16 protein-coding genes and 1 pseudogene are annotated in these 17357 nt (G+C 38.1%); 13 read left to right on the plus strand and 4 right to left on the minus strand.

Annotated elements, in window-relative coordinates; translation table 11 throughout:
- Window positions 1–90: 90 nt before the first annotated feature.
- Together ACNSTQ_RS11995 and ACNSTQ_RS12000 are read left to right on the plus strand one after the other, a co-directional pair.
- Window positions 91–453, plus strand: a complete 363-nt coding sequence (locus ACNSTQ_RS11995) for an HIT family protein (protein WP_418200054.1) — start codon at window positions 91–93, stop codon at window positions 451–453.
- A gap of 37 nt (window positions 454–490) precedes the next feature.
- Window positions 491–916 carry a hypothetical protein gene (locus ACNSTQ_RS12000; RefSeq protein WP_418200055.1) on the plus strand — a complete coding sequence of 142 codons (426 nt, stop codon included), beginning with the start codon at window positions 491–493 and terminating at the stop codon, window positions 914–916.
- 99 nt (window positions 917–1015) lie between these two features.
- Here ACNSTQ_RS12000 and ACNSTQ_RS12005 read toward each other — a convergent pair.
- Window positions 1016–1732: pseudogene (locus ACNSTQ_RS12005) on the minus strand (zinc-dependent alcohol dehydrogenase); the annotation flags it as partial.
- Between the two features lie 191 nt (window positions 1733–1923).
- Between ACNSTQ_RS12005 and ACNSTQ_RS12010 the strand changes: the two are divergent.
- The 4 genes from ACNSTQ_RS12010 (at window position 1924) to ACNSTQ_RS12025 (ending at window position 5397) form a co-directional block, all read left to right on the plus strand.
- The gene (locus tag ACNSTQ_RS12010) at window positions 1924–3573 is read left to right on the plus strand and encodes an ABC1 kinase family protein (RefSeq protein ID WP_418200056.1); all 1650 of its coding nucleotides are present in this window, start codon (window positions 1924–1926) and stop codon (window positions 3571–3573) included.
- Between the two features lies 1 nt (window position 3574).
- Window positions 3575–3832: a hypothetical protein gene (locus tag ACNSTQ_RS12015; protein ID WP_418200057.1), complete on the plus strand. Its 258-nt coding sequence runs from the start codon at window positions 3575–3577 to the stop codon at window positions 3830–3832.
- A 503-nt stretch (window positions 3833–4335) separates the two neighbouring features.
- Window positions 4336–4491, plus strand: coding sequence for a hypothetical protein (locus ACNSTQ_RS12020; protein ID WP_418200058.1), 156 nt, complete (start codon window positions 4336–4338; stop codon window positions 4489–4491).
- 411 nt (window positions 4492–4902) lie between these two features.
- Window positions 4903–5397, plus strand: coding sequence for a COG2426 family protein (locus tag ACNSTQ_RS12025; protein WP_418200059.1), 495 nt, complete (start codon window positions 4903–4905; stop codon window positions 5395–5397).
- Between the two features lie 160 nt (window positions 5398–5557).
- Here ACNSTQ_RS12025 and ACNSTQ_RS12030 read toward each other — a convergent pair whose 3' ends face one another.
- The gene (locus ACNSTQ_RS12030) at window positions 5558–6799 is read right to left on the minus strand and encodes a S8 family peptidase (protein WP_418200060.1); all 1242 of its coding nucleotides are present in this window, start codon (window positions 6797–6799) and stop codon (window positions 5558–5560) included.
- 354 nt (window positions 6800–7153) lie between these two features.
- Here ACNSTQ_RS12030 and ACNSTQ_RS12035 point away from each other — a divergent pair, with 354 nt between their 5' ends.
- On the plus strand, window positions 7154–7393 hold the full coding sequence (locus tag ACNSTQ_RS12035; RefSeq protein ID WP_418200061.1) for a DUF3953 domain-containing protein: 240 nt from the start codon (window positions 7154–7156) through the stop codon (window positions 7391–7393).
- A gap of 444 nt (window positions 7394–7837) precedes the next feature.
- The gene (locus tag ACNSTQ_RS12040; protein ID WP_418200062.1) at window positions 7838–8401 is read left to right on the plus strand and encodes a hypothetical protein; all 564 of its coding nucleotides are present in this window, start codon (window positions 7838–7840) and stop codon (window positions 8399–8401) included.
- Between the two features lie 191 nt (window positions 8402–8592).
- Here ACNSTQ_RS12040 and ACNSTQ_RS12045 read toward each other — a convergent pair whose 3' ends face one another.
- Complete coding sequence (locus ACNSTQ_RS12045; RefSeq protein WP_418200063.1) at window positions 8593–10023, minus strand: sigma-54 interaction domain-containing protein; 1431 nt, start codon at window positions 10021–10023, stop codon at window positions 8593–8595.
- Window positions 10024–10226: 203 nt separating this feature from the next.
- On the opposite strand from ACNSTQ_RS12045, the gene ACNSTQ_RS12050 reads away from it, so the two are divergent.
- The 5 genes from ACNSTQ_RS12050 (at window position 10227) to rocF (ending at window position 16011) form a co-directional block, all read left to right on the plus strand.
- Window positions 10227–10478: a hypothetical protein gene (locus ACNSTQ_RS12050; protein ID WP_418200064.1), complete on the plus strand. Its 252-nt coding sequence runs from the start codon at window positions 10227–10229 to the stop codon at window positions 10476–10478.
- A gap of 261 nt (window positions 10479–10739) precedes the next feature.
- Window positions 10740–12284, plus strand: a complete 1545-nt coding sequence (gene pruA, locus ACNSTQ_RS12055) for an L-glutamate gamma-semialdehyde dehydrogenase (protein WP_418200065.1) — start codon at window positions 10740–10742, stop codon at window positions 12282–12284.
- A 17-nt stretch (window positions 12285–12301) separates the two neighbouring features.
- A complete protein-coding gene (locus ACNSTQ_RS12060; RefSeq protein WP_418200066.1) occupies window positions 12302–13495 on the plus strand; it encodes an ornithine--oxo-acid transaminase in 1194 nt (397 codons plus the stop codon).
- Window positions 13496–13523: 28 nt separating this feature from the next.
- Entirely contained in the window at window positions 13524–14810 is a 1287-nt protein-coding gene (locus ACNSTQ_RS12065; RefSeq protein ID WP_418200067.1) for a Glu/Leu/Phe/Val family dehydrogenase, read from the plus strand.
- 301 nt (window positions 14811–15111) lie between these two features.
- The gene (rocF, locus tag ACNSTQ_RS12070; RefSeq protein ID WP_418200068.1) at window positions 15112–16011 is read left to right on the plus strand and encodes an arginase; all 900 of its coding nucleotides are present in this window, start codon (window positions 15112–15114) and stop codon (window positions 16009–16011) included.
- 163 nt (window positions 16012–16174) lie between these two features.
- Here the strand turns inward: rocF and iadA are convergent, their stop codons facing one another.
- A complete protein-coding gene (gene iadA / locus ACNSTQ_RS12075; protein ID WP_418200069.1) occupies window positions 16175–17347 on the minus strand; it encodes a beta-aspartyl-peptidase in 1173 nt (390 codons plus the stop codon).
- Window positions 17348–17357: the final 10 nt, after the last annotated feature.

Consider the following 17357-nt stretch of genomic DNA (forward strand, 5'->3'; position numbering starts at 1 on the left):
AATCTAGCCTCACATCAACCATAATCGATTATACTTAATTTAGAATTTTTTTATATCTTTTATCTTATTACCATACATGGAGGTCAGCTGATGGAGTGTCCATTTTGTAATCCAGAAAACATTGTAATATCGAATGAACTTGCATTTGCTATTTTTGATAAATATCCTGTTACGGAAGGTCATTTACTGATCATTCCAAAGCGACATGTCAGTAACTTTTTTGACACCAGCCTTGAAGAAAGGGCCGCAATTAATCAGCTATTAGAAGACGGTAAAGCATTACTTGAAGAACAGTATCAACCGGATGGTTATAATATTGGTATCAATTGTGGTGAAACTAGCGGACAAACGATTTTCCATGTTCATGTCCATCTTATCCCGCGGTATAAGGGAGATATGGAAAATCCAAGAGGCGGAGTGAGAGGGGTTATTCCAGAGAAGAGAATGTATTAATGATGGACAAACCTAATGAAGCGCGTTCCTGTTATTAATGGCAGGAACTTTTTTACCTGAGAATGTTTCACTTAAATGGTTGTGGGCAGATACGTATACTGATGTTGAAAGCTTAAGAGAAATCAATACAGTGGATGGAGATGGAGAGGAATATGTTGTTCCGGCTTTTCCAGAGTTAGCAGATCGTATTTATGGTTTTAGCGAACGCCCTGATGGTCAAAGTAAAGGGGAAGAATGGTTTGGCCAAGCGATTGAACAAGGAATACAAGTAAACGATGGAAAGTACTATCGAGAGTTTGAACGAATTTATCAATACCTAAGAGGAGACTCTCAATCGATTGACATAACAAATGTTAAAGTGTTGGGAGCTGTTGTTACGGGTACATCAGAACAATTAGAAGTATTAAAAGAGATGGAACAAGTTCGATCATCTGTTTTTGGAGTGATGGTGGAGAGGTTTTAGTAGTTCAAGCGGTGCTCAATATGGACCCCTAATGAAATAAAAAAAGCAGAGTAGACATTAGCTTCTACTCTGCTTAAAGATAGGGGTGTTGTTATTACATTAGAACTCTATAACAATACGACCGTTAATCTTCCCTTGTTCTAAATCATCAAATATTTCATTGATTTGATTAAGTGGTGCTACTTCGACGATCGTTTTCACTTTTCCGTCTGCCGCAAATTGGAGGGCTTCTTGTAAATCCATTCGAGTTCCAACGATCGAGCCGACAATACTTACCCCGTTTAGGACAGTGTCAAAGATAGGGACTTCCATCATTTCAGGAGGAAGGCCTACTGCTACACACTTCCCACCTCGTTTTACAGCACGATAAGCTTCGCTAAAGGCTGGCTTAGAGACTGCAGTACAAATGGAAGCTTGTACACCGCCAACTTCTCGTTGTATCCAATCCGCTGAATCCTCTTCTTTTGGATTAATGACTAAATCAGCTCCTAAGTCCTTGGCTAACTGTAACTTTTCATCAAAAGTATCGACGGCAATAACTTTATAGCCCATCGCTTTGGCATATTGAACCGCAACATGACCAAGACCGCGAACTCCATAAATCGCAACCCAGTCACCTGGCTTCGCTTCACCAACCTTCAACGCCTTATAAGTAGTCACACCAGCACAAAAGATAGGGGCAGCTTCTACATAATTTAAGTTATCAGGTATTTTCACAACATATCGTGCATCAGCTAAGCAATATTCAGCATATCCTCCATTTACTGAGTAACCAGCATGCTGTTGATTGTGGCAAAGAGTTTCGCGGGTTTTTAGTGGGATAAACGTCCTTGAACTCATAAACTCGATAATCAATAGAAGTAATTGTGGTGGAGTAAATACTATACAAAATTTATACATATATTATACAATGTGGGTATAGGTCAACAGGAAGATGTTCTACTGTTGTTTGAGAGGTCCAAATTATATCTTGTACCCAGCCATTTTCCTTGAAAGGAGGGACATGATTGAAAAGAATTGCCCTCTATCGAATTTTTGTCATCGTTTTTATGGCGGTTAAATTTTTTATTCAGATTACTCTTTTTCAAAAACGATTTCACTCAAAAGGGTCTGATCAATTACAAGTTCAATGGGAAGCACTGTTAAGAAAACAGGCGATTGAGTATCGTGAGACAGCTTTAAGGTTAGAAGGGCTTTTAATTAAGTTAGGGCAATTTCTAAGTACGCGAGCAGACATTATGCCACAGGTTTTTATAAAGGAATTAGAGGATTTAGTGGATCATGTCCCTGCTGTTCCATGGAAAGAAGCGAAAAAAGTACTCGAAAACGAGTGGGACCGAAACTATGGCGAGATCATCCAAAAGATTAGTATTGAACCCGTAGCATCAGCTTCAATAGGCGAAGTGTATCACGGATATTTGCACAACGGCGAAGAAGTTGCGGTTAAAATACAGCGCCCCGGAATTGAAAAAGTTATTAGGACTGATTTTAAAGCGATTAAAATTATCATGTGGCTTGCAAATCGACTTACTTCTTACGGAAAAAGAAGTGATTTACCGAAGCTATATAAAGAAATGAAATACGTAATTGGTCAAGAGTTAAACTTTCGCAAAGAGTTAGAAAACGGACGGTACTTTGAAAAACGATATGATGAGTTTGATGACGTGCAAATTCCATCTTACTATAAAGAGTTTTCAACTAGAAAAGTCCTTGTGATGGAATGGATAAATGGGAAAAAGATTACCGAACTATCTTTTCTTGAAAAACATGGAATTGACCGTCAAGAACTAGCGGAACGATTATTTAAAGTGTTTCTGGAGCAATTACTGCAAGAAGGAAAATTTCATGCTGATCCGCACCCAGGAAACATCCTGGTAAAGAGCGATGGAACGATCGTACTCATCGATTTTGGAATGATTGGTGAAGTCAAAAAAACAGATGCCCTAGCCATTCGTGAGGTAGTTGAAGGAATTATATTAGATGATTATGACAAAGTAATCAATGCCTTAGAAAAATTAAGGTTCTTACTGCCTCACGCGAATAAAGATGAGCTGAAGAGGGTGTTAGTTACATTGATAAGCACCTATGTTGAGCATGATATTACACAGATGGATGATCTTTTGGTCCAGCAAATTTTTGAGGACGTCCAACGTGTGGTTAAGAATGAACCCATTCAATTGCCTAGTGAATTAGCATTCTTTGGTCGAGCCTTATCGACGTTTGTTGGCATTTTATATATCCTACATCCAAAGATTAACTTAATACAGTTAAGCCAACCGCTTATAAAGGATTGGCTCAGTCGGAATCCAGAGGGTACGAGTGATTCAGTCGTTAAACTGCTACGCGAATATGCAAGGCCGCTGCTTGGTATTCCACGCCAATTGCAAGAAGCTTTGAATGAACCAAAGCGCTATCGAGAATGGCAAGAAAGAAAAGACCGTACGGATAGAACCATTTCTTACTACCAATCAAAGAAGCGAGATGCCTTTCTTTTTATGGTGCTTACTTCTATTGCCATTTACGTATCGTTTTTACTGTATGAGATTGAACTTGCATACGGAAGTGTAGCTGTTTTTACTATCAGCTTTCTTTATTATCTACGTTCAACTCTAGTGTATCGCCGATTAGTAAATCAATTATCTCGAAAGGATGAGTAATATGTCAGAAGCAAAAGTACAAAAAGAAGCTGCTGAGGAATTTGGATCGTACGAAGTGAAGTTTGAGGGACTCGAAGATGGTTATCGAGTGACCGTACGGGGCGACAAAGAAAAAGTAAAATCACAACGACGCGTCGGGGCATCCTTTATCAACTTTCTTCGTCAAGCGGAAAAAGCAGGTTGGCCCATCCCGTTCCCATTTCGATTGTTGCTGAAGTTCTGGGGGAATTACAATTCCAAAGGTGTAAAGGGAGCATAAACTAAACAAAGAAACGATCATCAAGAATCAAGTGCCAGCCGTTCATGGTGAATAAGCAGAAACGATACTAAAGAAGAAAAAAATGATAATAAAGGACACAAACGAAATGAGTAGTGAGATGAACCCGACTCTTCTTTTCTCTTTGTCGGGGTCACTGATCCAAAAGGCAAAGAACACTAAGCCAACAAATGGAAAGATGGATACTAAATAGCACAGCCATTTTTTAGAGGGGGTCAATCGATCAGCTCCTTATAGTATTTTTATTTTTTGAATCAGATTTATGAGAGTTTTTTCTATAAATGATTTACCATCAACGACAAGTAGCATCTTTCAATAAATAATATTATGTACTGTTACAAGTGTTTTATAAATAACATAGGTCATTCCCTTTAGCTTCCATTCACAAAAAAATCTTCCGTAACGTATCACAGTACAACTTTCTTCACGAATATCCTAAACATACAACTGCTTTTAATCTTAAAACAGAAAGGAAGAGGTTGTATATGGAGAAGAAATTAATCAAAAAGCTGATTAAAAAAGTCCGGAAGAAGCAAGAAAGGAAATATAAGATTTCACTGAAACGATTAGAAGAGTTTAAGGCGAATAATGGTTCGGAAGTCAACGAACCATCATACATGAGCAGGAGAGGGAATAAATAATCTAGCCAAGTTGAGATGGAACTTTTTGTTCAAAAAATATTGATTTGGTTTATAGCGACAAAGAAAGTATAGAGAAACCAAGTTGTTGAGTAAGAGGAGTTACTCCTACGAGTTGAGTTGATGTGAAATAAAATTTTAGTGGTGAATCATTAGCGTTCCTGTTGCCTTACCTTTGACAGGGGCGTTTCTTGTTTTACAAAAGATAAGGATGTTTATCCAATAAACTAGCTGGTTTAAGAAGAATTACTTTACTTATTGAATTGAGTTATTACTAGAAAACAACAAATTAACTTCTACCAGATTTCAACTTAACTATTGATAATACCAAAAATTAGGTATATATTTACTGTGTTACTCAGAATAATACAGTGATTAGCTTGGATTTTACCAATTATGGAGGAAGTTGTTCGAGTGGATAATTTTAAGAAAGCCATACAAGAGGGACTCATTGAACATTTAAGTTTTTTACCACCAGAAGCTATTATCGTTATAATTTCAGCATTGCCGATTATCGAATTACGGGGTGGGTTACCGGCAGGAGCATTCTTAGACTTATCATTTCAATCAGCACTCGTATACAGTATATTAGGGAATCTTCTTCCGATTGCACCGATTTTACTATTGTTCCGCCCGATAAGTAAGTGGTTGGTCAGGTTTAACTTCTACAATCGTTTCTATCAATGGTTATACGAGAGGACGATGAGTAAAAGTCGTAAATTAGAAAAGTACGGAGCCTTTGGGTTAGTTTTATTTACAGCGGTTCCTTTTCCAACGACAGGGGCGTATAGCGCATGTTTAGCGGCAATCTTGTTTTTCATTCCATTTCGAGTCGCTTTTCTATCGATTAGTTTTGGAGTTTTGGTATCTGCGGTAATTATGGGGATGATTACATATCCATTGTATTAAGGATTATGTTATAGGACATTGTAAACTTAATACACCGTCTAATAGTCTTGTTAGTTTAGTAGCAATAAGTAGGTGCATGTAACGAAAATTTCATCCCTAGAAGTTAGAAAAGGCTGCATTATCACGATCAAATCGTCGATGACGCAGCCTCTTTCATTATCTATCTTTTTAACGCATTATAAACGTTAACAATCCCATGTCCAAAATGTTGACGGCTAGTACCTGTACCACCATCAGCAGTTTGCTGAAGTAGAGCTCTAATTTGAGCTGGTTTCATATCAGGATTTTGGGCTTTTACCACTCCGATTGCAGCAGCTACCTTTGGAGCAGCCATACTTGTACCGATCATATAGCCGTATCCACCTGAAACTGTTGATAATGTTCGTGCTGAAGTATCTCCACCAGGACCTGCAAGATCAACATTACCGTAGTTAGAGTAAAAAGCGAGCTCATCGTTAATTGTAGATGAGGAAACACTGATGACCCAAGGGATATCTGAGAATGTGTCGTGTAACGGGCCCGACCACTGTGCTCCTTCTCCAGGGACCGTATGCATTTTTTTGCCTAAGTCAATTGCGTTGTTTCCGTTTGCACCAACTATAAACATGCCTTTGCCTTGTGCATATCTAACCGCGCGAGATGCCGTTAAGTGAAGTGTTCTTTGTTGTTCGTTATTCATGAAGCTGTATGTACCTAAGCTTAAGTTCGCCACATCGACCCCATCATCAGCAGCGGCTGTAATACCAGCTAAAATACTTGTCCAATTTGAAACGCGGTAGGAAGCAATGGCTAACTTAGGACCAACGCCCATTACTCTTCCATTAGCGGCGATTGTACCAGCAACATGTGTACCGTGATTTCCGCTATAAGAATTATCAGCAGTGCCTGGGACGAATGATTTTGCATATAATAGGTTTCTTTGTAAATCTGGATGTGTTGTATCCACACCACTGTCAATGATTGCTACTACAACATCATGATTTCCTGGCTGAATGTCCCAAGATGCCCCGTTGTTTGTCACTCTTTTAATATCCCACTGATATTCTTCATACAAATCAGGACCAACCGTGTCCACACGTAAGCCCTCGTCAAAACGGTAGGCAAACTCATATTCTGTTTCAGGGGAACGAATTTCAACATCCTCTGATATAGCTGCTATGCCAGATTGACTTTCGGCCCATGCTTTAAAATCAGGGTTTGAAGAACTAACATTGACAACACCAATTTGCGGTACTTCTTGAATAATTTCAGCCCCAAAACCTTCCATTTGTGTGATAAGACTTTGAGGAATGGATTGACCTGAGAACGTGACGATATAGTCCGTTTTTTCCGCTGCCATTGCCCCTGAGCCTCCAAGTGCAAGTAAACCTGCTAATGATAATCCAGCTAACCATTTCTTCATAAATGACCTCCATAAAGTTACAAATTTTTTAATAACTTGCTAGAAGGTATATTCGTGTTGCGAAATAGTTTCCCTTTAGAAACATATCGTTTTTTGAAAAATGAGAAAATAGTATTTTAAGATACTAGTAGATATTTAGTGATTTGAAAAATCCGACTAAATCATCGTACCTAAAGATATTAATAGAGACTGTAATTGAGAGTAGGGTAAATGTACTGTATAACATTCAGTTAAAAAAAATTGAGGTTGAGAAGGAACTGCTTAATCTCGTATCTGTCATAAACCTTATTTCATACCAATATATATCTATTAAATGGGTTAAAAAAGTAGCGAACTAGTGGTAGGAGGTAGAGTATGCTAAAAAAACTTAGATTGGTCTCATCTATTATGGTAACAGGATTGGCGCTATTTAGTATGATCACAGGAAACATGGCGACTTCACCTTATTTATTATTGTTTCTATCAAAAACGATTATGTTGACAGGAATCCTTGAACTGCAAAGAGATAGAAAAGCGTTTTGGGGATATATGAGCATCGGGGTATCTTTATTTGTTCTTTTAGTATCTATACAAGGGTTTTTACTTCATTCATAGAAAAAGGAGTTGTTGCACCAACTCCTTTTTCTATTGGAAATTTGTAGTCAATTCACGTTATAATATTTCCAATTCTTCACAACGTTTGCAATATCACGGTTATAGAAGGAGATGCTACTAGTTTAGCAGGGAATCAACTGTAACATATTGAGGGGGATTGTATGGAAAAGCACTCATTTAAATACGCTATCACTATTGGCTTTGGGTATTTTATAGGTACGGTGTTAGTCAGTCTGCTTTATATAGGTACAATTTGGTATGGCGTTTTGAGCGGTGTAGTAGGGTTTTTCATCATATTAATAGTTTCAATTATAATTAGACGAAGGAAAAACAGTAACTCAAATCGAACTTTATAAAGGGAAACCCCTAGAGGTAAAACAGATAATGGCAGCAACTACGAATATAGTACTCTAGTATTTTATATTGGATATGAAGGTGAAGGAAATGGATTTTAATTATATAGTAAGCGGGACTGGTTGGGCTACGTGTAGCCTCGAACTGAATTCGCAAAAGCTAGAGTTTACAGCAAGTTATATTACCAACTGTTTGGATGATTTTTTAGTGGCATTAATGGAGTTAAACTCAGATTGTGTCCCTAAAAGAGACGTAAAGAAAATCAGTAGCTGTCAGTGGGACGGTGAACCAGATGGGATTGTCTGGATTTTTGAATTAAAAGAGAAGCGCCAACTGTCTATAAAAGTAGAATACTATGATGAATTAAGCTTTAAAAACAAGGCTGAAATATGGATGGATACAGAATGTTCCTATGACGAGTTCTTAAAGTGCGTGATCAAAGAAGTAGATTTATTAATTAAGAGACAAGGAATCGTCGGTTATCGTACCGATTGGGATGACTGTGATTTTACGTTAAGTACATTTTTACGATTAAAACACTCGATCGTTTCACAGGAAAAATACCCAGTGGAAGAAGTGACGGGTGATGTGGACTTGGAAACGAGAAGCAATTTAAAGTATGAGTTGGAATTGTTATTACGAGATATTGATTAAAATAGGTGGTGTATAACTTAAACAAGGACTACATCCAGCTACGCTTGCGGTGTCATGGATGATCTCACATCCGGTAGTCACTGCACCAATTATCGGCACCGGCAACTGATCATACAGAAGAATAAATTAATTCAAAAACCATTAGGATCCTAGCATCCTAATGGTTTTTATTATTGATAGATGATGCAGTATTAGTTAGTTTCTAAGCGCTTCATTCTATATTGAAGACTTTGTCTGCTAAGCCCGAGTTCTTTAGCAGCGTTTGTCACGTGAAACTTGTGTTTTTCAAGTGCTTTGTTAATGTAGTAGTTTTCAGCTTCTAATAAGAAATCTTTAAGGTTTCGTAAAGGTTGTTGTTTATCGTTAGCTGTAAATTGATGAACACCAATAATCGACGGTTCTTTTGGGTTTGTATCATAAGACTTACTCACAGACTTATTTCGAAAATTATAAGGTAAGTGGGAAACCTCAATTACCTCTTCATCGATCATCAAATTTGTCGCTCCTTCTATGACATGTTCAAGCTCTCTTATATTTCCTGGCCAATCATAGTTCGTTAAAAGAGATGACACTTCATTAGAAACTCCTTTTATATTCATTTGGAACATATGGTTATATTTTTGGATAAAGAAGTCAATGAGTTGAATAATATCTTCTTTTCGTTCACGAAGAGGTGGGATAAAAAGTGATACCACACTAAGTCGATAAAAGAGATCCTTGCGTAATCGTTGATTCGAAATTGCCTCAATCGGGTCTTCATTAATGGTTGAGATAATTCGAACATTTATTTTTCGGTCAACCGTATCTCCAACTCTTCGTATTGATTTTTCTTGGATAGCTCTTAATAACTTGGCCTGTAGCATAGGACTTAGAGAGTTAATTTCATCAAGTAAGAGGGTTCCCCCTTCCGCTTGTTCAAATAATCCCGGACGATCAATCGCTCCTGTGAATGCCCCTTTCTTCGTACCAAATAATAGGCTTTCTATTAAGTTATCAGGAATGGCAGCGCAGTTTTGAGAGATAAAAGGTGCTGAAGAGCGATCACTTCCATTGTGAATACTTTGAGCAAATAATTCTTTCCCAGTTCCAGTTTCTCCAACGATAAGTACGGAAGATGCTGTACGTGTTGCTCTCTTTGTGTTTTCAATTACATCTTTAATAGCTGAGCTAGATCCAATAATGTTGTCGAAAGAATAGCGCGTATTCACGTTGATCCCTAAATTTTTTCTGACTAGTCGCTCTATCACTGTAACATCTTTCGCGATCTCAATTGCTCCTATTGCAGTTTTTCCAGCATAAACCGGGAAAGTGTTATTAATGGTTGTTATTTCTTTTCCTTTGTTGTTGTAGTAGGTTTGCTTTTGATTTTTTACTTCTTTTTTATGGTGTAAGGCGTTTAGTAAAGTACTTCCTTGTCCATCCTCAAACATAAATACATCTTGAAAATTTTTGTCAATTACTTCTTCTTTCCTCATTGACTCAATTTCCATCATTTTGTCATTATAGATCATCGTTCTCCCTGTATGATCAATGGCATGTACACCTACATCTATTTCATTAATTAAAGTTTCATAGATTTTTTGAGTTTGCAACAGCTTATCGATCGTTTGTTTATTCGTCATTTCACCAGTCCTTTTTATTTCACTTTTCTATTATATTAAAATTTTCAAATTAATTTGGCAAATATTTTTTCGATTGTAAAAAGAATGTGTGATTATGGACAAAAAAATTGTCGTTCGAAGCTATTATTTGAATAATCAAAGTGTTTCTAAAATTGGCATGGAATTTGCATTGTTATTAACAAATAGAAAAGGAGGTAAGAAAATTGAGCAGTTATCGTATTGTCACAAGCGAGTCAAATGGAGTTGTTGAAGAAGTTCTTGTCAATGAAGGGGAGTACGTATATGAATGGGAACCTTTATTTCTAATTAAGTCTCAGAATGGGACCATGAAAAAAATCGAGCTCGGGGTAAGTGGGAAGATCAATTCGATCAGAGTCATCCCGGGAGAAAAGATTTTATCGGATATGACGTTAGCAGTTGTAGAAGAAGATGATTTTCCGCGGGGGTGTGATTAAGTAGAGTTAGGTTTTAGATCGTTTAACGATTCGCCAAAAAAATTGTCTTTTTTATTAGGAGATCTGCAGAGAGAAAAATATTTTTGCGAAAATGGATGGGATAATAAGACTTTGACTGCAAAATATCAAAATGTAAATAAGTGAAGATTAGGGTTTAACGAAAGATTAACAGTAAATTCAATAGTTTAAGTAGTTGGCATGGAATTTGCAATAGCTTAGGTGAGAAACAAAAAATCTTAAAATATAAGGAGTCGATTTAATATGTACCAAGATTATACGCATGAGTCATTCACAGATTTTACTGTAGAAAAAAATAGAGAGGAATTCCAACTGGCTTTAAATCTAGTTGAAGCAGAACTAGGTAAAGAGTATCCACTCATTATTGGAGGAGAGCGAATTACGACTGAAGCGAAGATTATTTCAGAGAACCCGTCAAATAAAGAACAAATTGTAGGATCGGTTTCTAAGGCCAATCAACATTTAGCTGAACAGGCGATGCAAGTTGCAGACAAAACATTTAACACTTGGAAGAAGTGGCGCCCAGAAGTTCGAGCAGATATTTTATTTAGAGCCGCAGCCATTGTTAGACGGAGAAAACATGAGTTTTCAGCTTACCTTGTATATGAAGCTGGGAAGCCATGGAAAGAAGCAGATGCTGATACAGCAGAAGCGATTGATTTCTTAGAATATTATGGGCGTCAAATGCTGGAACTAAAAAAGGGGTATCCAGTCAAAAGCCGTAAAATTGAGAAGAACAAGTTAGGTTACATTCCGCTAGGTGTTGGTGTTGTTATATCCCCTTGGAATTTTGCGTTTGCTATTATGGCAGGAATGACATCAGCTGCACTTGTAGCAGGAAATACGGTTCTATTAAAACCAGCTAGTACTACACCAGTAGTCGCCTATAAATTTATCGAAGTGTTAGAGGAGGCAGGTCTTCCTGCGGGGGTTGTCAATTATATCCCTGGTAGTGGAGCTGAAGTTGGTGATTATTTAGTTGATCATCCTCGGACGCGATTTATTAGTTTCACGGGTTCACGTGATGTGGGCATCCGCATATATGAGCGGGCGGCAAAAGTGCATCCAGGTCAGATTTGGTTAAAGCGTGTCGTTGCTGAAATGGGGGGCAAGGATACAATTGTGGTTGATAACAATGCGGACCTTGACCTTGCTGCACAATCGATTGTGCAATCTGCATTTGGCTTTTCAGGTCAGAAGTGTTCTGCTTGCTCAAGAGCAGTTATTCATGAGGATGTGTACGATGAGGTTTTAGAAAAGTCGATTGCATTAACAAAAGAGTTAACGGTTGGTAATCCAGTTCACGATACGTATATGGGGCCAGTTAATGATCAGGGTGCGTTTGATAAAGTGATGAGTTATATTGCGATCGGTAAAGAAGAAGGGCGCTTAGTAGCTGGGGGAGAAGGAGACTCAACCAATGGGTATTTTATTCAACCAACGATCTTTGCTGATGTTGATAAAAATGCAAGACTGATGAAAGAAGAGATCTTTGGTCCTGTTGTTGCGTTTTGTAAAGTAAAAGATTTTGACCATGCGTTAGAAGTGGCGAATAACACAGAATATGGCTTAACAGGTGCAGTCATTTCAAATCAACGAGAGCATATTGAAAAGGCTCGCGAAGAATTTCATGTCGGTAATCTATATTTCAATCGTGGTTGCACGGGGGCGATTGTCGGGTACCATCCATTTGGTGGATTTAACATGTCAGGAACAGATTCAAAGGCAGGTGGACCGGACTACTTGTTACACTTCACACAAGGTAAACTAACAACAGAGCAACTTTAATCAAGGAGGTTAACTACATGACGACTGTAACAGATACGATTATTGGAACAACGGAAAAATACGGTGCAAAAAACTATCATCCTTTACCGATTGTTATTTCTAAAGGGAAAGGCGTTTGGGTGGAAGACCCAGAAGGTAATCGATACATGGATATGTTAAGTGCCTATTCTGCAGTGAATCAAGGGCATTGCCATCCAGAAATTATTCAGGCACTAAAGGATCAAGCGGATCGAATTACCTTAACATCACGAGCGTTTCACAATGACCAGTTGGGACCTTTTTATGAAAAAATCTCAAAGTTAACAGGGAAAAGTAGGCTGCTCCCGATGAATACAGGAGCAGAAGCGGTCGAAACAGCTGTAAAAGCTGTTCGCCGCTGGGCATACGATGTAAAGGGGGTTCCTGTCAACCAAGCCGAAATCATAGTCTGTGAAAATAATTTTCATGGCCGTACAATGACAGCGGTTTCACTTTCTTCGAATGAGGAGTATAAAAGAGGTTTCGGTCCAATGCTGCCAGGAATTAAAGTGATTCCTTATGGTGATCTAGATGCACTTGCCAATGCCATTACACCAAATACAGCCGCATTTATGCTAGAACCTATTCAAGGTGAAGCGGGAATTATCGTTCCCCCTAAAGGATTTTTGAAAGCAGCCTATGAATTATGTCAAAGAGAGAACGTGTTATTTGTTGCAGATGAAATCCAAACAGGTCTAGGAAGAACAGGGAAAATGTTTGCGTGTGATTGGGAAAATGTCATTCCTGATATGTATATCCTAGGTAAAGCACTCGGAGCTGGTGTAATGCCCATCTCGGTTGTTGCTGCCAATGAAGATATTCTTGGTGTTTTTGAACCGGGTTCACATGGTTCAACATTTGGGGGGAATCCCCTTGCTTGTGCAGTTTCTATTGCTGCTATAGACGTTATCTTAAAAGAGCAACTTGTTAATCGTTCACTTCAATTAGGTATTTATTTTAAAGAAAAATTGAAAGAAATCAAAAATCCAGTCATAAAAGAAGTTCGTGGAAGAGGGTTATTTATTGGCGTTGAGTTAACGGTCCCCGCAAGAGAATATTGCGAACAACTTAAGCAGGCTAGATTGTTATGTAAAGAAACACATGTCAACGTTATTCGCTTTGCACCGCCTTTAGTCATGTCAATAGTAGACTTGGACTGGGCCATCGATCGAATCAAAAGAGTATTAGCTTAGTTTATTTTAATATAATGAGGTGGAAGGAATGGCAGTTAAAACTTCTGTAAGCCAACTACGTACCGAGCAAGTGGATCAAAAAAAGAGTTTGCTAGACTCTACTCAGATTGTCATAAAAGAAGCGCTGTCTAAATTAGGTTATTCTAACGAAGTGTATGAATTGATGAAAGAGCCACAACGAATGTTAACGGTTAGAATACCTGTTCGCATGGATGATGGGAAAGTGAAAGTTTTTACTGCTTTCCGTGCACAGCATAGTGACGCTGTTGGACCGACAAAAGGTGGCGTCCGCTTCCATCCCGAGGTGACAGAAGAAGAAGTGAAAGCTTTATCCATTTGGATGAGTTTAAAATGCGGGATATCAGATTTACCTTACGGTGGAGGTAAAGGTGGTATTGTGTGTGATCCTAGAGAAATGTCTATGCTTGAATTAGAGCGTTTAAGCAGGGGGTATGTAAGAGCAATCAGTCAAATAGTAGGGCCAACAAAAGACATTCCAGCGCCAGATGTTTTTACAAATTCACAAATTATGGCGTGGATGATGGATGAGTATAGTCGTATCCGAGAATTTGATTCTCCAGGTTTTATTACGGGGAAGCCGTTAGTCTTAGGAGGTTCGCACGGACGTGAAACAGCGACTGCTCGCGGTGTCGTCATATGTATAGAAGAAGCCGCTAAGCGTGTAGGGATAGAGTTAAAAGGAGCTCGTGTTGTTGTTCAAGGATTCGGAAATGCGGGCAGCTATTTAGCGAAGTTTATGCATGAAGCAGGAGCGAAGGTAATTGGGATCTCGGATGCTTACGGTGCTCTTTATAATGAGAATGGATTAGATATACCATATCTTTTAGATCGTCGGGATTCTTTTGGAACAGTAACAAACCTCTTTAAAAATACAATTACGAATCAGGAGCTGTTACAGCTGCCTTGTGACATTTTAGTTCCGGCTGCCATTTCTAATCAGATTACAGCGGATAACGCAGAACAAATCAAAGCGAAAGTTATTGTTGAAGCTGCAAACGGACCTACAACTTTAGAGGCTACTACCATACTAGCTGACCGAGGAATTTTGTTAGTACCTGATGTATTAGCTAGTTCGGGTGGGGTAACAGTTTCCTATTTTGAATGGGTACAAAACAACCTAGGATATTATTGGTCAGAAGAAGAAGTTTCCAAAAAGCTGTATGATGTGATGGTAAAATCCTTTGATGATATTTTTAACGCGGCAAGATTCCACAAAGTCAATATGAGGTTAGCGGCCTATATGGTTGGTGTTCGCAAAATGGCAGAAGCTTCACGCTTCCGAGGTTGGGTGTAGTCGATCTAGTAATCTATGTTCTTTAAATCTAATTTTCATCTAGTTTTTTGTACTTATTTATAACTATAATTTATCTAGTACGCGTGTTTTAGGGGGCTCAACTTTTGCCTTATGAAAAAAACGGGCCCCGTATAACAATACATATTTTAGAAAGAACGTTTAATAAAAAATAGATTGTGATGGTCATTTACAAGACTGAGTATTGATAGTCATAACCTATTCTAAAGCTACCATATAACTGGCATGGTTTTTGCATTTAGAATAGTGTAATAGATTTTGACAAATGAGAGGAGTTACTAACATGAAAAAGTTTCAAAAAATTTCGGTAATCGGGGTACCGATGGATTTAGGTCAAAAAAGAAGGGGAGTAGATATGGGCCCTAGTGCCATGAGATATGCAGGGTTAATCGAGGAAATTCAGTCACTAGACTTCGAAGTAGAAGATTACGGAGACATCTATATTAATCGTCCTGCTTCAAATATACAAGATGGACTAAGAAATTTAGAAGAAGTCATTAAAGTAAGCGAGGAACTGTGCAGAAAAGTGTGTGAAATAGAGGCAGAAGAAAGCTTTCCGCTTATCTTAGGTGGGGACCACAGCATAAGTATTGGCTCGATTGCTGGGATTAGCCAGCGACATAAAAACCTTGGTGTGATTTGGTATGATGCGCATCCTGATTTAAATACAGATGAAACGTCACCATCTGGAAATATACACGGAATGCCCCTAGCGGTAAATCTTGGGATTGGTCATTCTAGACTAACTGAAGTTGGTGCAATAGTACCTAAGGTTAAGCCTGAAAATATAGTTATTATTGGTGCCCGCTCCATAGATGAAGGGGAAAGAGAGTTAATTAAAGAACAAGGTATAAAAGTATATACGATGCATGAAATTGATCGAATTGGGATGACTAAAGTAATTGAAGAGACCATCGAACATTTTAAGGGCAGGACAGATGGGGTGCATTTAAGCTTTGATCTAGATGGAATTGATCCACACGATGCACCAGGCGTTGGTACACCGGTTATGGGGGGGATTTCATATCGTGAAAGTCATTTAGCGCTCGAGATGTTAGCCGAATCAGAATTGATAACATCTGCTGAGTTTGTAGAGATCAATCCTATCTTAGATAATAAAAATCAAACAGCTGATGTAGCGGTTGCACTAGTTAGCTCTTTATTAGGTAAAAAATTATTATAACATTTCGTCTACTTAACAGTACGGATCTATTCTTAGAATAGGTTTGTACTGTTTTTTACTCTTTGTTCAAGGTGAATAGTAACACAACGCTAAAAAAATTGCCCTTTTACATTAAACTTGTAAAAGAGCAATCGTTTTCTATACCATCTATTATCATTTTAAATTATTCAAAAGTTCCTTTTACGATTATTTCTCCTTCAGACATCATTACTTGACCTTTAGCAACTACTGACTGAATTTCTAGATTGTCTTTAGATAATAAAACAAGGTCGGCATCTTTTCCTTCCTTAATATATCCTTTACTCTCTAATCGAAGAATATCTGCAGGGTTAGAGGTGATGACCCGTATAGCTTTCTCAATAGAAACCCCTTCTATTAAAATAGCATCTCTAACTTCATGAAATAGGCTTTCTACTTTTCCGATTTGTAACCCAATCAGATTTCCTTCAGAGTCGAAGTCTGGTAAGCTTGCTTGACCGTCTGAAGTAAAAGTAATGTTTTCAATAGGTACTTCGTTTTCAATCATTATTTTTAACCCTTTACTACATTTCACTTCATCTTCCATTAAAAATTTTTCGGTCGTGCTTGTAGTGAAATCTACATAACCGCCTTTTTTAGCGTAATCGATTGCAGCTGTAAATAGTTGTGCATTCCGATTAATATGAGTAGGCAAAAATTGTTTAATCGGGATATCCGTTTGTTCTGAGACTTGCTCTAATAAGCTTAGTTTGCTAGGGCTATCGCCAACATGTATGTTTACAATTCCCGATTTTCCTGACAGCATACCGCCAACTCTTGCTGCTGATGCAATTCTGGCCACTTCATGAGCGGTTGGTTGTGACGAACGGTGGTCTGCGATAGCGATCTCACCAACTCCAATAATTTTATCAATTAAAATAATGTCATCTTCAATTTTTCCAGTTAGAGTTTTCACGGGGATTTGATAGGAGCCTGTTTGAACAAAACAGGTAATTCCTTCTTCATCCAGTGCTCGTGCTTTAGCGATTAAATCTGGCATCGTTCTCGTTATTCCATCAGTACCGATCACACCGATTACGGTTGTTACTCCACCTTTAATCGTGTCAGTCAGTTGAAGCTCAGGGGTACGAGTTTTGAAGCCGCCTTCACCACCGCCTCCAGTAATATGAACATGAGAGTCAATAAAGCCAGGAGTGATAACTAATCCTGTTGCATCTATAACTTTTACATCGATAAAGGTCTCAGGAACTTCAATTGTGTTCTTAATTGCAATAATTTTTGAATGCGCAATTAGAATATCTTTTCTTCCGATATAGTCTGGTGTATATAGTTCACCGTTTTTTAAAAGTAATAACAAATGGATCCCT

Source organism: Alkalihalobacterium sp. APHAB7 (genome assembly GCF_048323755.1).
Lineage (GTDB): Bacteria > Bacillota > Bacilli > Bacillales > Bacillaceae_F > Alkalihalobacterium.

Coding starts and splice junctions, on each gene's coding strand:
- ACNSTQ_RS11995 (WP_418200054.1), top strand. CDS start 91: ATGGAGTGTCCATTTTGTAATCCAGAAAACATTGTAATATCGAATGAA.
- ACNSTQ_RS12000 (WP_418200055.1), top strand. CDS start 491: ATGGCAGGAACTTTTTTACCTGAGAATGTTTCACTTAAATGGTTGTGG.
- ACNSTQ_RS12015 (WP_418200057.1), top strand. CDS start 3,575: ATGTCAGAAGCAAAAGTACAAAAAGAAGCTGCTGAGGAATTTGGATCG.
- ACNSTQ_RS12020 (WP_418200058.1), top strand. CDS start 4,336: ATGGAGAAGAAATTAATCAAAAAGCTGATTAAAAAAGTCCGGAAGAAG.
- ACNSTQ_RS12030 (WP_418200060.1), bottom strand. CDS start 6,799: ATGAAGAAATGGTTAGCTGGATTATCATTAGCAGGTTTACTTGCACTT.
- ACNSTQ_RS12035 (WP_418200061.1), top strand. CDS start 7,154: ATGCTAAAAAAACTTAGATTGGTCTCATCTATTATGGTAACAGGATTG.
- ACNSTQ_RS12040 (WP_418200062.1), top strand. CDS start 7,838: ATGGATTTTAATTATATAGTAAGCGGGACTGGTTGGGCTACGTGTAGC.
- ACNSTQ_RS12045 (WP_418200063.1), bottom strand. CDS start 10,023: ATGACGAATAAACAAACGATCGATAAGCTGTTGCAAACTCAAAAAATC.
- pruA (WP_418200065.1), top strand. CDS start 10,740: ATGTACCAAGATTATACGCATGAGTCATTCACAGATTTTACTGTAGAA.
- ACNSTQ_RS12060 (WP_418200066.1), top strand. CDS start 12,302: ATGACGACTGTAACAGATACGATTATTGGAACAACGGAAAAATACGGT.
- ACNSTQ_RS12065 (WP_418200067.1), top strand. CDS start 13,524: ATGGCAGTTAAAACTTCTGTAAGCCAACTACGTACCGAGCAAGTGGAT.
- rocF (WP_418200068.1), top strand. CDS start 15,112: ATGAAAAAGTTTCAAAAAATTTCGGTAATCGGGGTACCGATGGATTTA.